Consider the following 14,479-nt stretch of genomic DNA (forward strand, 5'->3'; position numbering starts at 1 on the left):
TCGTCGCGGACCCGGCAGGGCCTCGTGGGGACGGGGGCGCGCGGGTGATCGCCTCACCCGGCGCACGCACAGGGACGCGTTATGTACATGTCACGGTTCCGGAGGTTCCGTAGGTCCCGGACGGGCCTTCACCTCCGGCGGGCCCTTGTCGGCGCCGGTTCCCCAGCGGTTTTCCGAGCAGGCTCCCGCGCTGGTTTCCGCGCTGGCTTCCGCGCCCATGCCCTCGCCCACCCGGGCGTCCAGGCCGCAGCACTCGGCTGCTCGGCTGCCTGCGCCGACAGATGGGCGCGCAGTGCCCCGAGCGCGGGATGGGAGTTGTCCCGGTGCCAGAGGAGTGCGTGCGGGTACACGGGCGTCGGGTCGACGACCGGGATGCGGCGCGGCGCGTGGCCGGTGGGCCGGACGAGTCGGGTCTGCGCGCCGACGAGGGTCGCCAGGGCGGGGGTGTCGGCGATGACGTCCAAGAGCGCGTCGATGCCGAAGTCGGGCCCCGTCGACTCGATGGTGAGGCCGAACGCGGCGGCCAGGTCCTCGTAGTACGCGGCCCACTCGGTGCCCGGGACGATGCCCGGGATCCAGATGCGGTGCCCGACCAGCCGGGCGGGGGTCAGCGAGGCGGCGCCCGCGAGAGCGTGCGCGGGGCCGGTCAGGAGGTCGTGCGGTTCGTCGAGCACGTGCTCCGCGAGGATGCCCCCGGGCAGCGGGTGGCCGGGCGCCGGGGCGGCACGGAAGGACGCGTCGATGGCACCGGCCTGCAGGGCGGCGAGCGCCTCGGCGGCGTCGAAGAGGTGGACGACGTCGAGTTCGGTGTCGGGGTGGGCCCGGTGGAAGCCTCGGAGCAATGCGGACGGGGCGAGGCGGGAGCCGATGACGTCGACGCGGAGCGCGCGCTGCCCGGGGCGCACGGAGGCGAGGGCACGCTCCGCGGCGACCAGGAGGGCCCGGGCGTGCGGCAGGAACGCCTGCCCGTCGAGGGTGAGGCGCGCCCCGCGAGGGGTGCGGGTGAAGAGACGGACGCCGAGGTCCTTCTCCAGGGCGGCGATGCGCTTGGAGACGGCCTGTTGGGTGATCGCCAGTTCGGCGGCGGCCAGGTGGAAGCTGCCCGCCTCGGCGGTGGCGACGACGGTGCGCACGGCGTCCAGGTCCATGCGGCCCACCTCAGGAACACAACCATGGGTTGTGGGCCTGCATCGTCCAGGTTGTTTGACCTGCTGCTCCTCCGGCCGCTTTGATGCCGCGGGTCAACGATCGGTGGGAGGTGGGCGGACAGGTGGCGCTGGGGCGACGGTTCGGGCTGCTGTGGGCGGCGTACGGGGTGAGCGCGTTCGGGTCGTCGCTCGCCTTCAACTCCCTGCCGCTCCTCGCCATCCGGGAACTGCACGCCGGTCCGACGCAGGTGGCGGCGCTGGCCTCGGTCGGTGCCGCCGTCGGCGCGGGGTTGGCGGTGCCGTCGGGGCCGTGGGTGGAGTTCCGTCGCAAGCGGCCGGTGATGATCGCGATGGACCTGACGCGCTGCGCGGCCCTGCTGAGCGTGCCGGCCGCCTTCGCGCTGGGGCTGCTCGGCTTCACCCAGCTCCTGGTCGTCTCGGTGGTCGTGGCCGCGGCGGGCATCACGTTCGGCGCCGCCTCCGGCGCGTACCTGAAGTGGCTCGTCGAACCGGACGACCTGCTCATCGCCAACAGCCGCTTCGAGGCCACCACCTGGACGTCGATCCTCCTCGGGCCGCCGCTCGGCGGCGCCCTCGTCGGGGTCCTCGGCCCGGTGGCGGCGGTGGCGGCGGACGCGGCCGGCCATCTCCTGTCGGCGCTGGGCATCCGCGCGATCACCGTGCGCGAGCCGCTTCCCGTACGGGCGCCTCCGCCAGGTCCCGCACCGGCGCCCCCGCCAGGCCCCGCCCTGGCACCCCCGCCCGGTCCCGTACCGACTCCCCCGCCCGGTCCCGTACCGACTCCCCCGCCCGGTCCCGTACCGACTCCCCCGCCCGGTCCCGTACCGACTCCCCCGCCCGGTCCCGCGCTGGCGCCCCCGCCCGGTCCCGGACCTGACGTCCCTCGGCGGTCGCGGGCCGGTGAGCTGACGGAGGGGTGGCGGCACATCCTGGGCGATCCGGTGCTGCGCCCGCTGTTCTTCCACACCGTCCTGGTGAACGGCCTGATCCTCGCCCCGGAGCCGCTGCTCGCCGTGCTGCTCCTCGACCGGCTCGGCTTCGCGCCCTGGCAGTACGGGCTCGCCTTCGCGCTGCCCTGCGCCGGCGGTCTCCTCGGCTCACGGCTCGCCCGCCCGCTGGCCGCCCGGTTCGGGGCGCGGCGGGTCATGTTGGCGTGCGGGTCGCTGCGGACACTGTGGCCGGTCGGGCTCGCGTTCGTCGGGCCGGGCTCGGCGGGTCTGGTGCTCGTGATGGTGCTCGAGTTCGGTCTCATCGCCTGCACGGGGGTGTTCAACCCGCTGTCCGCGACACGCCGCCTGGAGCGGACGCCGCAGGACCGTACGGCCCGCACGCTCTCCGCGTGGACCGTCAGCGGCCGGGCCGTGATCGCGGCCCTCACCGCGGCATGGGGGCTGCTCGCCGCGGCCGTGGGCCCGCGCGCGGCGATCGCGGCCGCCGGTGTCCTGCTGCTCGCGACCCCGCTGCTGCTCCCGTGGCGGGACGCGGAAGCGACACCGGCGCACGACGGGGAAGCGGAACGGGCCCCGGTCGCCTGACCCCGGGCCGCGAACCGCGACGCCCCCACCCACGGATCCGGCGCCGCGGCACGACCGTCTAGGCGAGCGCCTCCACCGCGGCCAGTTCCTTCAGGACCGCCGTCACCGCATCCCCCGAAGCCGGGAGGAGCGGCAGGCGCACGTCGGGGGTGGGGATGCGGCCCTGGGCGTGGAGGACGGCCTTGAGGACGGTCGGGTTGGGTGCGGCGAACAGAGCGGTGGACAGGCGGGCGAGGTGGTGACCGAGGACCCGGGCACGGGCCGGGTCGCCCCCGTGCCAGGCGTCGACGAGGGCGACGAAGCGGTCCGTGGCCAGGTGGGCGGAGGCGAGGATGCCGCCGGCCGCGCCGAGAGCGAGCATCGGCGAGGCGAACGTGTCGTCGCCGGCCAGGACGGCGAAGCCGGGCGGCACGTCACCGAGGAGGTCGACGGTGTCGTGGTCGACGCCGCCCACGGCGTGCTTGACCGCGACGACGCCCGGGAGGGCGGCGAGGGCGCGCAGGGTGTCGGCGTCGAGGGAGCGGCCGGTGCGGTACGGGATGTGATAGACGATCACCGGAACGGGGCTCTCGGCGGCCAGCCGCGCGAAGTGGGCGACGACGCCGTCCTGCGAAGGCCGTATGAAGGCGGGGACGGTCACCAGAGCCGCACGGATCTCGGGCCGACGGCCCAGCTCGGCGAGTTCCCGGGCGGCCTGCGCGGTCGCACCGCCGCCCGCGCCGACCACGAGCTGGCCCCCGCGGGCCCGGCAGACCCGCGCGCAGGCGTCGACGACGGCGCGGCGCTCGTCGGGATCCAGCGCGCCGACCTCCCCGGTGGTGCCGAGGGCGACCAGCCCGGCCGCGCCGCCGTCGAGGGCGGCGTGCGCGAGGCCCGCCAGCGCGTCGAGGTCGGGGCGGCCGTCGGGCGCGAAGGGAGTGACGAGCGGTACGTGAACCCCGTACGGGGTGAAGTCCTGTGCCATGAGTCGAGGGTGGGTGAGCGGAAGCCTCAGGTCCAGTTCGCTTTTCCGATGCGAACCGTAAGCTGAGCTGATGCTCGACGTACGACGACTGCGCCTGCTGCGCGAACTGGCCCTGCGGGGCACCATCGCCGCGGTCGCGGAGGCCCTGTCGTTCACCCCCTCAGCGGTCTCCCAACAGCTCGGCACCCTGGAGCGGGAGGCGGGGGTGGCCCTTCTCGAACGGTCCGGTCGCGGCGTACGGCTGACTCCGGCCGGGGCGAACCTGGTGCGCCACGCGGAGGCGGTCCTCGAACGCCTGGAGCAGGCGGCCGCCGAGCTCGCCGAAGCCCGGCACGGTCCGGCCGGACCGCTGCGGATCGGCGCCTTCCCCACCGCGACCCGCACGATCGTGCCGGGCGCGCTCGCCCTGCTGGCGGCCCGGCACCCGGCCCTGGAACCGATGGTGTCCGAGACCGATCCGGCGGGGGTCGCGCACGCACTGCGCGCCGGGGACCTGGACGTGGCGCTGGTCCACGACTACGACCTGGTGCCCGCGCCCCTGGAGCCGGGACTCGCGGCCGAGCCGCTGTGCGAGGAGGCGATGTATCTCGCTTCGCACGCTCCCGCGGCCGCGGGTCCTGAAGGGCTGACGCTGCTGGCTCACTGGCGGGACGCGCCGTGGATCATGGCAGGCCCGGACACGCTGTGCCGGCAGGTGACCGAGCAGGTGTGCCGGACCGCCGGCTTCGTGCCACGGGTACGGCACCAGGTGGACGAGTTCGCGACCGTCCTCGCCTTCGTCGGCGCGGGGCAAGGAGTCGCTGTCGTACCGGAGTTGGGGGCGACGGCACCGCCGCCCGGCGTGTGCCTGACGCCGTTGCCGGTCCGGCGCCGGACCCGCATCGCCTTCCGCAGCGGCGCCGGCCCGCACCCGGCGATCGCGGCGCTCACCCGGGCGCTGCGGGAATCCGTACCGGGACGCCTGGGCGCCGACTGAGGGCGGTTGTCGCGGCAGGAGGCCCGCGTCGATGCCGTGGGTCGGCCGGAGGTGCCGCGCTTCCTACGCCGCGCCGTCCCCCACGGACTTCTCGAGGAGCGTGAACGACTTGGGCATGCCACCGGGCTGCGGCTTGCCCTCCTTGCGCCCGACGGCCCGGTAACCGGCCCTGAGGTAGTAGGAGGTCAGGCGCTCGTTGCCGGCCAAGCAGTCCAGGCGCACCAGCGATCGGCCCGCCTCGGCCACGCGTCGCTCGGCAACTCCCAGAAGATGCCGCCCCGTTCCGGGAGCAACCTTGCCGTGGTCCACCATCAGCCGGTGCACGTAGCCGGCCGTGGGCGGCTGCGGCCCCCAGGCGTCCTCGTCCTCCCACCACAGCTCCCAGGCCCCGACCACACCGTCGGCGGCCTCGGCGAGCCATATCTCCCCGCTGTCCATGATCCGGCGGAAGTGATCCCCGCCCAGTTCACCGGGCCGCCATTGGCCGGTGACGCCCTGGGCCAGCATCCAGCGGGCTGCGTCGTCGCGCAGACGCACGACCGTGGGGACATCGGCGGCCTCGGCGAGGCGGAAGCGTAGATCGTTCACGACGCGATCTTCGCACGGCCGATTCCGGCAGGGGCGTTGAGCGTGACGAGGCCAGAGAAGCCAGGAGCGGAGGGGCTGAAGAAGCCGTTGAAGCTGTCGAGGCCGTTGATGTTGTCGAAGCTGTCGAGGCCTTGAGACCCTGAGGCCGACGAGTCTCCGGCCGGGCGGATAAGGTCACTTGATGCACGATTCCGGCCCGCAGTACACCGCAGCCCCTTCCAGGACAGGTCCCGAGAAGCCCGAGAACCCCGGGGGGCCCGCCACCTTCGACACGGCCCTCGCCGCCTGGCAGGACTGGCAGGAGGCGCCCTGGGGGCGGCTGCGGTACGCCGTGGCCGAGGCCTGTCTGGCCCGGCACCTCGACGAGTTGGGCGCCGGACCCCTGCGGGTGCTCGACCTCGGAGGCGGAGACGGCGGGGACGCGGTGCGGCTGGCGGCCCGCGGTCATCAGGTGACCGTGGTCGACCACGCGCCGGCCATGCTGGCGACGGCCGCGCGGCGCGCCGCCGAGGCGGGCCTGGCCGGGCGGATCACGTGCGTCCAAGCCGATGTCTCATCACTGCCGCAGGAGTTGGCCGACGGTGACTTCGACGCCGTGCTCTGTCACGGCCTGCTCCCCTACGCCCCGGACACCGCGAGCACCCTGCGCGTCGCGCTCGGCGCGCTGCGGGCGGGCGGGTTGCTGTCGGTGATCACCATGAACCGGCACTCGGAGGCGCTGCGCGCGGCGGTGCGGACGATGGATCCCGAGGCCGTCCGAGCGGCGCTGGACGCCGAGAGCGTGCACACCGACCTGTTCGGCGCCGAACTGCGGCTGCACACCGCCGAGGAGCTCGGTGACGTGCTCCGCGCGCTCGGCGGCGGGGAGGTGCACCATTACGGGATCCGGGTGTTCTGCGACTACATCCCGGACGACAGCGTCAAGTTCGACCCGGCGTACTACGCCCGGCTGGAGCGGCTCGAGATCGAGACGGCCGGGCGGGCGCCGTACAAGCACACCGCCAGGCTGCTGCACCTCGTCACCGTGAAGACCTGACGCGGTTCGGGTCGGAGACCGGGGCGGGGCAGGGCCGGGGGCAGGGGCGGGACAGGGCCGGGGGTCAGAGCAGGTCGGGTTCCGCGAAGAGCGCCTCGATCCAGTAGGCGCTCGCCTCGTGGCAGTCGCCGGCCGGGGTGCCGGGGAAGAGGCGGAACCACGAGACCGCCCGTCCGACGGCGGCGAGACGGACGGCGAGGGTCGCCGCGCGGCGCAGGTCGTTCACCGGGACGCCCAGGTCGGTCCACGGCTCCAGGTAGGTGTCGCGGACGCCGGCCACGGCCTCCGGCCCGTAACGCTCCCGCACGTCCCGCGCCGGGACCAGGAGGCTCGAGAAGGGGTGGCCCACGGCGGCGTCGCCCCAGTCGAAGAAGGTGAAGTTCCCGGTGCCCGGGGCGAGGACCTGGCCGTCGTGCAGGTCGCAGTGGTCGAGCGAGTCGGGGATGCCGACGGCGTCGAGTTCCGCGCACCAGTCGAGCAGGCGCGGACGCCCGGCCCGCAGGGTGCGGCGGGTGTCGGGGCCGAGGGTGGGGTTGGTCTCGACGAGGTCGTCGAAGATCTCCGGCAGGTGCCGGGTACGGGCGCTGGGCACACCGAGGGCGCTCATCCGGTCCGTGTACGGGGTCAGGGCACGCTGCATCCGCGCGTACTGCGCCACGGCCGCGAGCCAGTCCGCCGGGCCGGCGCCGCCCGCGTCGAGGACGTTCCGGAAGAGCGGTCCGCCATCGGGCAGGAGGGACCAGCCACGGTCGGCGTCCACGGCGAGCGGCGCGACGACGTGCTCGGGAACCCATTCGGCGAGCGCCCCGCCGAGGGCCGCCTCGAACCCGGCGGCCGGCGCGCTCGCCTTGAACCACACGGCGTCCCGCTCGCCCGCGCCCGTCCGGAAGCGCACGAGGATCGACCAGGGCCGTACGCGCGCCTCGCGGGGCCCGGTCTCCGCCAAGCCGCGCCGAGCGAGCGTCTGCTCCGCCCAGCGGAGTGCGGCATCGCGCCAGCCGGGCTCTTCCCAGGGTGTGACCGCGTCGGCGAAGCGTCCGCGGTCGATGGTCATCGGGGGCTCGGTGGTGTCGGTTCCCATTCGGCGATTGCACCATCAGGGGCGAGGTCGACGCACCCCGAATTCCGGCGGGAGGGCGGGAGAACCGGAGGGCGGGAGAGCGGGAGAGCGGGAAGGGCGGGAAGGACAGGGCGACGGGGGTGCGGGTACGCGAAACGCCGAGCTGGGACACCCCGCCCGGCGTCGTGCGCGTTGCCGGGCCCCCGGCGGGCCCGTGCCGTGGCGCCGGTGCGCGAGGCCCCGCCCCGCGCACCGGCGATCAGCGATCAGCGATCAGCGATCAGTCCCGCTCGGCCCGCGCCGCCTTCTCCGCGCGCTTCTCCTTGATGCGGACGGTTTCCTTGCGAACCTCGGCCTGCGTTTCGCGCTCCTTCTGGAGCCACTCCGGGTTCTCGGCCTTGAGGGCCTCGATCTGCTCGGTGGTCAGCGCCTCGGTGACGCCGCCACGGGCGAGACCCGAGATGGAGATGCCCAGCTTGGCCGCCACGACCGGGCGGGGGTGCGGGCCGGTGCGGCGCAGCTCGCGCAGCCACTCCGGCGGGTCGGTCTGGAGCGCGTTGAGCTCGGCGCGGGAGACGACACCCTCGCGGAACTCGGCGGGGGTGGCATCGAGGTACACGCCCAGCTTCTTCGCCGCGGTGGCGGGCTTCATCGTCTGGGCGGTCTGGTGCTGCGTCATGCTGACAAGAATATCGGCCAGGTGCGCCCGCGCCGACCACGGCCGGTAATCTGGCCTGGTGACAGGCTCGGACGCATCTTCCTCCCCCGCCCCTTCCCCGGCCCCCGCCGCGGCTCCCCCCGCCGGGCCGTCGTTCCGGCTGGTGTACGTACCGGGCGTGACGCCCTCGAAGTGGGTACGGATCTGGAACGAGCGCCTGCCCGACGTGCCGCTGGAGCTCGTACAGGCCCCGGCCGCCGACGCCGAGGCGCTGTTGAAGGAGCGCGGGGCCGACGCCGGCTTCGTGCGGCTTCCGGTGGACCGTACGGAGCTGAGCGCTATCCCCTTGTACACGGAGACGACCGTCGTCGTGGTCCCCAAGGACCACGTGGTGGCCGCCGCCGACGAGGTGACCGTCGAGGACATCGCGGAGGAGATCGTCCTGCACCCGCTGGACGACACCCTCGACTGGGACGGCCCGCCGGGACTTCCCGCCTTCGAGCGGCCGGCGACGACCGCTGACGCGATCGAACTGGTGGCGGCCGGGATCGGCCTCCTCGTCGTGCCGCAGTCCCTGGCCCGGCTCCACCACCGCAAGGACCTCACGTACCGGACGATCACGGGGACGCCGCAGTCGCAGGTCGCGCTCTCGTGGCCGGAGGACGCCACCACCGATCTGGTGGAGGACTTCATCGGGATCGTGCGCGGGCGGACCGTGAACAGTTCGCGGGGCCGCAAGCCCGACGAGAAGGCGGCCAAGGCCGCGAAGGCCGCGCAGGGGACGAAGGCCGGGCGCCCCGCGAAGCAGGGGCAGCAGCGGCAGGGGCAGAAGCCCCAGGGCTCCGGCGGCCGCGGGCGCCGCACCGGCGGTGGCCCGGCCCCCAAGACCGGCCGCACCGGCAAGCCGCGCCGCCGCTCCTGACGCGCCGCCGCTCCGCACCCGCCGCCGACCAGGGCACACCGCGGCGTCCGGACGCGGCGGACAGCCCCGCGCCCTGATGCGCGCGGGACCGGGTCACCGCGCCAGCCCGGGCCGCCACGCCGGACGGACCGCCCCGCCCGACCGGCCCCCACGCCGGGCACCGCCGTGCCGCCCACGCCCTGGCGTCGGCGGCGACCGCGGCGCCACTGACGCCGGCGCCGCGAGGCCGAGGGCCGCCGCCCGTCCAAGGCGTCACGCCCGCCCGAGCCATCACGCCGTCCCGCGGAGCACCGCTTCGCCACCGCCACCTCGGCGCACCGCCGGTCACGGCACCGCGGCGCTGCCGCCGCTGCCCCGGGCACCCCAGCACCCCGGCCCGGCCGCCCCAAGACCCCCGCCCAGAGCCACCCCCGGCAATCGTGCCCCACCGCACCGCGACGGCCGGATCGACCGGTCCCGGCGCGTTGCGCCCGCCCCGGCTCACACCGCCGACCACCCGGCGACCACTCGCCGTCCGCCGGCAGCACCGCGCCGTCGACGGTGCTCGCCGCGTCCGAGGCCAGGAAGACGATCGCGTCGGTTTCCGTCTCCGCCGCGGCGGGCTGCCCGACGTCGCCCTTGGAGGGCGGCGAAGGCCTGCGGGCCGGCGGCCTGTTCAGGCCGCCGTCTCGGCCGCCGGCGCGGGCTTCCCGGCCGGTGCGCCCGGCGCCGGAGCGGGGCGTACGGGGATGAGGGAGGCGACCAGCGCGGCGGCGAGGGCGACGCCGCCGCCGACGAGCATGGCGACGCGGAAGCCGTCTTCGGAGGGCAGCGGGTGGCCGCCGAAGTCCGTGGTCAGCTGGGCCAGGACGACGCCGATGACGGCGGCCGACACGGAGCTGCCGATGGAGCGCATGAGCGTGTTGAAGCTGTTCGCGGAGGCCGTCTCGTGCTGCGGCACGGCGCCCATGATGAGGGCGGGCATGGCCCCGTACGCGAGTCCGACGCCCGTGTTGCAGACGAGGGTGACGGCGAGCAGGCCCCAGGTGGAACCCATGAGGAGGAGCGAGGAGGCATAGCCGACGGCGATGACGAGGCTGCCGACGGCCAGGGTGACCTTGGGGCCGCGTGCGGCGGAGAGCTTCGCCCCGAGCGGGGCGAGGGCCATCATCATGAGCCCGGCGGGCGCCATCCACAGGCCCATGGCCATCATCGACCGGCCGAGTCCGTAGCCGGTGGCCTCGGGGAGCTGGAGCAGCTGGGGGACGACGAGCGACTGGGCGTACATCGCGAAGCCGACGAGGACCGAGGCGGCGTTGGTCATGAGGACCTGCGGGCGGGCGGTGGTGCGCAGGTCGACGAGGGGATCGCGGGTACGGAGCTCCCAGGTGCCCCAGGCGAGCAGGACGACGGCCGCGGCGGCGAGGAGGCCGAGGGTGGTGGCGCTGCCCCAGCCCCAGACGGAGCCCTTGGACACGGCGAGGAGCAGGGCGACGAGTCCGCCGCCGAGGCCGACGGCGCCGAGGGCGTCGAAACGACCGCCGGACGGGGCGACCGGGCCGGCGGGCGCGAAGAGGTGGACGAGGACGCCGACGAGGAGGCTGAGGGCGGCGGCCACCCAGAACAGCACGCGCCAACTGGCGTGTTCGGCGACGGCGGCGGAGAACGGCAGGCCGAGGGCGCCGCCGACGCCCATGGAGGCGCTCATGAGGGCGATGGAGGAGCCCAGCTTCTCGGGCGGCAGGACGTCGCGCAGCAGGCTGATGCCGAGCGGTACGACGCCCATGCCGAGGCCCTGCAGTCCGCGGCCGACGACCATCGGGGCGACGGAGCTCGACAGGGCGCAGACGACCGAGCCGGCGACGAGCGGAGCGGTGGAGGCGAGGAGCAGGCGGCGCTTGCCGTACATGTCGCCGAGGCGGCCGGCGACGGGGGTGGCGACGGCGGCGGCGAGCAGGGTGGCGGTGATGACCCAGGAGGCGTCGGAGGCCGTGGTGCGCAGGAGGTTCGGGAGGTCGCCGATGAGGGGGACGACGAGGGTCTGCATGAGGGCGGCGACGATGCCCGCGAGGGCGAGCACGCCGACGAGGCGGCCGCCGCCGTCGGTGGTGGCTGGGGCGGGGGCGGCGGGCATGGGGTTCTCCCTGGATCGGTGATCACGTACGGCCGTGGTGAGGCGCACGGCAGGCAGTGTGCAACGTACACATGATGTGCATCATGCACAAGCGGTGCAGGCTGCATATGCTGAGGCCATGGACAAGCCCACGCATCTGATCGAGTTCGAGACCATGCTCCTCGGGCGCCACTCGCACCTGTACGCACCGCGCTCCCGGTCGGCCGGCGGCAATCTCGACCGCAGTGCGTACGTCCTGCTCAGCCGGATCCGGATGGACGGACCGATGTCCATCAGCCAGCTCACCGAGGCCTTCGGCCTGGACACCTCGACGCTCAACCGGCAGACCGCGGCCATGCTGCGCGCGGGGGTCGTCGAGCGCATCCCCGATCCGGACGGCGGAATCGCCCGCAAGTTCCGCATCACGGAGGAGGGCGAGCGACGCCTCGACGCCGACCGGGACTTCAACATCCGGGGTCTTGAGCGGGTGCTCGCCGAATGGACGCCCGAAGAGGTGGCCGACTTCGCCTCCGCCCTGCAACGCTTCAACCGGGACATCGAACGACTCGACGGGCGCCCCTGGCCGCGCCCCTGACCCGGAGGAACCCGCACATGCGCGTCGCCCTGTTCGTCACCTGCGTCAACGACGCGCTGTACCCGTCCACGGGGGTGGCGACCGTCCGGCTCCTCGAACGCCTCGGCGTGCGCGTGGACTTCCCCGCGGCGCAGACCTGCTGCGGACAGCCGCAGTTCAACACCGGCTACCGCGCCCTGGCCGCACCGCTGGTGCGGCGTACGGTCGGCGCCTTCGAGGGGTACGAGTACGTCGTCACGCCGTCCGGTTCGTGCGCGGCGATGGTGCGGCGGCATTACGGGCAGTTCGGCCCGGAGGCGGCGGAACTCGGGCCGCGGACCTACGAGCTGACGGAGTTCCTGGTCGACGTCCTCGGCGTGACCGACGTCGGCGCGTACTTCCCGCACCGGGTGACGTACCACCCTTCCTGCCACGGTGTGCGGCTCCTCGGTCTCGGCGACCGGCCGCGTCGGCTGCTCGAAGCGGTGAAGGGCCTGGAGCTGGTCGAGCTGCCCGGGGCCGAGGAGTGCTGCGGCTTCGGCGGCACCTTCGCCGTGAAGAACCCCGACGTGTCGGCCGCGATGGGCGCCGACAAGGTCCGCAACGCGGCCTCCACGGGCGCCCAGGTGCTGTGCGGTGCGGACAACTCCTGCCTGATGCACCTGGGTGGCACGATGAGCCGGATGAAGGTGTCCCCGGCGATGCGGCCGGTCCACCTCGCGGAGATCCTGGCGAGCACGGAAGAGGAGCCCCTGGCATGAGCGGCACGTTCGTCGGGATGCCGGCGTTTCCGCGGGCCGCGCACGACGCCGTGCGCGACGAGCGACTCCGCGGCAACCTCCGGCACGCCACCCGCACCATCCGCGACAAGCGGGCCCGCGCGGTCGCCGAGCTCGCCGACTGGGCGGAGCTGCGCGAAGCCGGGCGGCAGATCAAGGACCACACGCTCCGGAACCTCGACCGCTACCTCCTCCAGCTGGAGGAGTCGGTGACCGCGGCGGGCGGCACGGTCCACTGGGCTGCCGACGCCGAGGAGGCCAACCGGATCGTCGCCGCGCTCGTCAAGGCCACCGGCGAGACCGAGGTGGTCAAGGTCAAGTCCATGGCCACGCAGGAGATCGGCCTCAACGAAGCCCTGGAAGCCGAGGGCGTCCACGCCTACGAGACCGATCTCGCCGAACTCATCGTGCAGCTCGGGGACGACCGGCCCTCCCACATCCTCGTCCCCGCGATCCACCGCAACCGGGGCGAGATCCGCGACATCTTCCGCTCCGAGATGGGGAAATGGGGGCGGCCGGCGCCCGAGGACCTCACCGACACGCCCGCCGAGCTCGCCGAGGCCGCGCGCCTCCACCTCCGCGAGAAGTTCCTCCGCGCCAAGGTCGGCATCTCCGGGGCCAACTTCATGGTCGCCGAGACCGGCACGCTGGTCGTCGTCGAGTCCGAGGGCAACGGCCGCATGTGCCTCACCCTCCCGGAGACCCTGATCTCGGTCGTCGGCATCGAGAAGGTCGTCCCCACCTGGCGCGACCTGGAGGTCTTCCTGCAGACCCTGCCGCGCTCCTCGACCGCCGAGCGCATGAACCCGTACACGTCCATGTGGACCGGCACCACCGACGGCGACGGGCCGCGGACCTTCCACCTCGTGCTGCTCGACGCGGGCCGCACCGACGTCCTCGCCGACGCCACCGGCCGGCAGGCGCTGCGCTGCATCCGCTGCTCGGCCTGCCTCAACGTCTGCCCGGTGTACGAACGGGCCGGCGGTCACGCGTACGGCTCGGTCTACCCCGGTCCGATCGGCGCGATCCTCACGCCCCAACTGCGCGGTACGGCGAGCGAGGTCGACGCGTCCCTGCCGTACGCCTCCTCGCTGTGCGGGGCCTGCTACGAGGTGTGCCCCGTGGCCATCGACATCCCCGAGGTCCTGGTCCATCTGCGCGAGCGCGTCGCCGGACGGGGCGGAGCCGGGCACCGGCTCGAACGGGCGGCGATGACGGCCGCCGGGTGGGTCCTCGACCGGCCCGCGGTGCTCGCCGCCGGTGAGCGCCTCGCCGCCCGGACCCGCGGACTGCACCCGAAGAAACCACCGGGCACCGGTGCCTGGACGGAGACCCGTGACCTGCCGGAGGTCCCGGCGGAGTCGTTCCGCGACTGGTGGCGGAGGAACCGCACGTGACCAGCCCTTCGCAACCCGCCGCCGCGTCCTCCCGTGACCGGATCCTCGCCCGGATCCGTGCCGCGGTCGCCGGTGCGCCCGAGGCACCCGAGCCGGAGCGCCGCTACCTGGACCGGCACGCGCCCAACGAGCCGGCGGCGCTCGTCGACCTGCTGCACGAGAACCTCGCGGACTACCGGGCCGTCGTCCACCGCACCGATGCCGCGGGTCTGGCCGGGCTGATCGGCCGGCTGCTCTCCGACCACGGGGCGCGCAGTGTCGCCGTACCGCCCGGGCTGCCCGGCGGCTGGCTGTCGGGAACCGCCGCGGACGTCGAGATCCTGCCGGACGACGGGACGCTGACGCCACATCGGCTGGACGGGACCGCCGCCGTGGTCACGGGCTGCGCCGTGGCAGTGGCCGAGACCGGCACGATCGTCCTCGACGGCGGGCCCGCCCAGGGGAGGCGCGCGCTCACCCTCGTGCCGGACCTGCACGTGTGTGTCGTACGGGTGCCGGAGCAGGTGGTGGCCTCCGTACCGCTCGCGCTGCCGCGCCTCGACCCCACCCGGCCGCTCACCTGGATCTCGGGCCCTTCCGCCACGAGCGACATCGAGCTCGACCGGGTGGAGGGGGTGCACGGTCCGCGCCGCCTCGAGGTGGTCCTCGTCGCCGAGGGGTGAGCATCGGGCAGGGCGCACCCGGCGAGGGTCTCGCGACGGTCGGCGAGGCGTTCGCCGCCACGGGCGA

14 protein-coding genes are annotated in these 14,479 nt (G+C 74.4%); 8 read left to right on the plus strand and 6 right to left on the minus strand.

Translation table 11 applies throughout. The features are described 5' to 3' along the window. Window positions 1-128 precede the first annotated feature (128 nt). Window positions 129-1,148: a LysR family transcriptional regulator gene (locus AB0M16_RS10980; RefSeq protein ID WP_365341179.1), complete on the minus strand. Its 1,020-nt coding sequence runs from the start codon at window positions 1,146-1,148 to the stop codon at window positions 129-131. Window positions 1,149-1,231: 83 nt separating this feature from the next. On the opposite strand from AB0M16_RS10980, the gene AB0M16_RS10985 reads away from it, so the two are divergent. Beyond that, window positions 1,232-2,704, plus strand: coding sequence for an MFS transporter (locus AB0M16_RS10985; protein WP_365341181.1), 1,473 nt, complete (start codon window positions 1,232-1,234; stop codon window positions 2,702-2,704). A gap of 58 nt (window positions 2,705-2,762) precedes the next feature. Here the strand turns inward: AB0M16_RS10985 and AB0M16_RS10990 are convergent, their stop codons facing one another. Then, window positions 2,763-3,668, minus strand: coding sequence for a dihydrodipicolinate synthase family protein (locus AB0M16_RS10990; protein ID WP_365341183.1), 906 nt, complete (start codon window positions 3,666-3,668; stop codon window positions 2,763-2,765). A gap of 70 nt (window positions 3,669-3,738) precedes the next feature. On the opposite strand from AB0M16_RS10990, the gene AB0M16_RS10995 reads away from it, so the two are divergent. Continuing rightward, on the plus strand, window positions 3,739-4,644 hold the full coding sequence (locus AB0M16_RS10995) for a LysR substrate-binding domain-containing protein (protein ID WP_365341186.1): 906 nt from the start codon (window positions 3,739-3,741) through the stop codon (window positions 4,642-4,644). A 63-nt stretch (window positions 4,645-4,707) separates the two neighbouring features. On the opposite strand, the gene AB0M16_RS11000 is transcribed toward AB0M16_RS10995, so the two are convergent. Beyond that, window positions 4,708-5,232 carry a GNAT family N-acetyltransferase gene (locus AB0M16_RS11000; protein WP_365341188.1) on the minus strand — a complete coding sequence of 175 codons (525 nt, stop codon included), beginning with the start codon at window positions 5,230-5,232 and terminating at the stop codon, window positions 4,708-4,710. 181 nt (window positions 5,233-5,413) lie between these two features. Between AB0M16_RS11000 and AB0M16_RS11005 the strand changes: the two genes are divergently transcribed. Next, on the plus strand, window positions 5,414-6,268 hold the full coding sequence (locus tag AB0M16_RS11005; RefSeq protein WP_365341190.1) for a methyltransferase domain-containing protein: 855 nt from the start codon (window positions 5,414-5,416) through the stop codon (window positions 6,266-6,268). A gap of 64 nt (window positions 6,269-6,332) precedes the next feature. On the opposite strand, the gene AB0M16_RS11010 is transcribed toward AB0M16_RS11005, so the two are convergent. Beyond that, window positions 6,333-7,349 (minus strand): phosphotransferase, encoded by a 1,017-nt coding sequence (locus AB0M16_RS11010; RefSeq protein ID WP_365341192.1) that lies wholly within the window; start codon window positions 7,347-7,349, stop codon window positions 6,333-6,335. A gap of 259 nt (window positions 7,350-7,608) precedes the next feature. Then, the gene (locus AB0M16_RS11015) at window positions 7,609-8,007 is read right to left on the minus strand and encodes a DUF5997 family protein (RefSeq protein WP_365341194.1); all 399 of its coding nucleotides are present in this window, start codon (window positions 8,005-8,007) and stop codon (window positions 7,609-7,611) included. A gap of 157 nt (window positions 8,008-8,164) precedes the next feature. Between AB0M16_RS11015 and AB0M16_RS11020 the strand changes: the two genes are divergently transcribed. Next, complete coding sequence (locus tag AB0M16_RS11020) at window positions 8,165-8,908, plus strand: LysR substrate-binding domain-containing protein (RefSeq protein WP_365341196.1); 744 nt, start codon at window positions 8,165-8,167, stop codon at window positions 8,906-8,908. A 655-nt stretch (window positions 8,909-9,563) separates the two neighbouring features. On the opposite strand, the gene AB0M16_RS11025 is transcribed toward AB0M16_RS11020, so the two are convergent. Then, a complete protein-coding gene (locus AB0M16_RS11025) occupies window positions 9,564-11,021 on the minus strand; it encodes an MFS transporter (RefSeq protein WP_365341198.1) in 1,458 nt (485 codons plus the stop codon). Window positions 11,022-11,139: 118 nt separating this feature from the next. Between AB0M16_RS11025 and AB0M16_RS11030 the strand changes: the two genes are divergently transcribed. The 4 genes from AB0M16_RS11030 to AB0M16_RS11045 are packed head-to-tail and all read left to right on the plus strand — an operon-like array spanning window position 11,140 to window position 14,412. Further along, window positions 11,140-11,595 (plus strand): MarR family transcriptional regulator, encoded by a 456-nt coding sequence (locus tag AB0M16_RS11030; RefSeq protein ID WP_365341200.1) that lies wholly within the window; start codon window positions 11,140-11,142, stop codon window positions 11,593-11,595. Window positions 11,596-11,612: 17 nt separating this feature from the next. After that, the gene (locus AB0M16_RS11035; protein WP_365341202.1) at window positions 11,613-12,335 is read left to right on the plus strand and encodes a (Fe-S)-binding protein; all 723 of its coding nucleotides are present in this window, start codon (window positions 11,613-11,615) and stop codon (window positions 12,333-12,335) included. Beyond that, window positions 12,332-13,750, plus strand: coding sequence for a LutB/LldF family L-lactate oxidation iron-sulfur protein (locus tag AB0M16_RS11040; protein WP_365341204.1), 1,419 nt, complete (start codon window positions 12,332-12,334; stop codon window positions 13,748-13,750). The genes AB0M16_RS11035 and AB0M16_RS11040 overlap by 4 nt, the downstream gene beginning before the upstream one ends. Further along, a complete protein-coding gene (locus AB0M16_RS11045) occupies window positions 13,747-14,412 on the plus strand; it encodes an LUD domain-containing protein (RefSeq protein WP_365341206.1) in 666 nt (221 codons plus the stop codon). The genes AB0M16_RS11040 and AB0M16_RS11045 overlap by 4 nt, the downstream gene beginning before the upstream one ends. Window positions 14,413-14,479: the final 67 nt, after the last annotated feature.

The organism is Streptomyces sp. NPDC051921 (assembly GCF_040680975.1).
GTDB lineage: Bacteria > Actinomycetota > Actinomycetes > Streptomycetales > Streptomycetaceae > Streptomyces.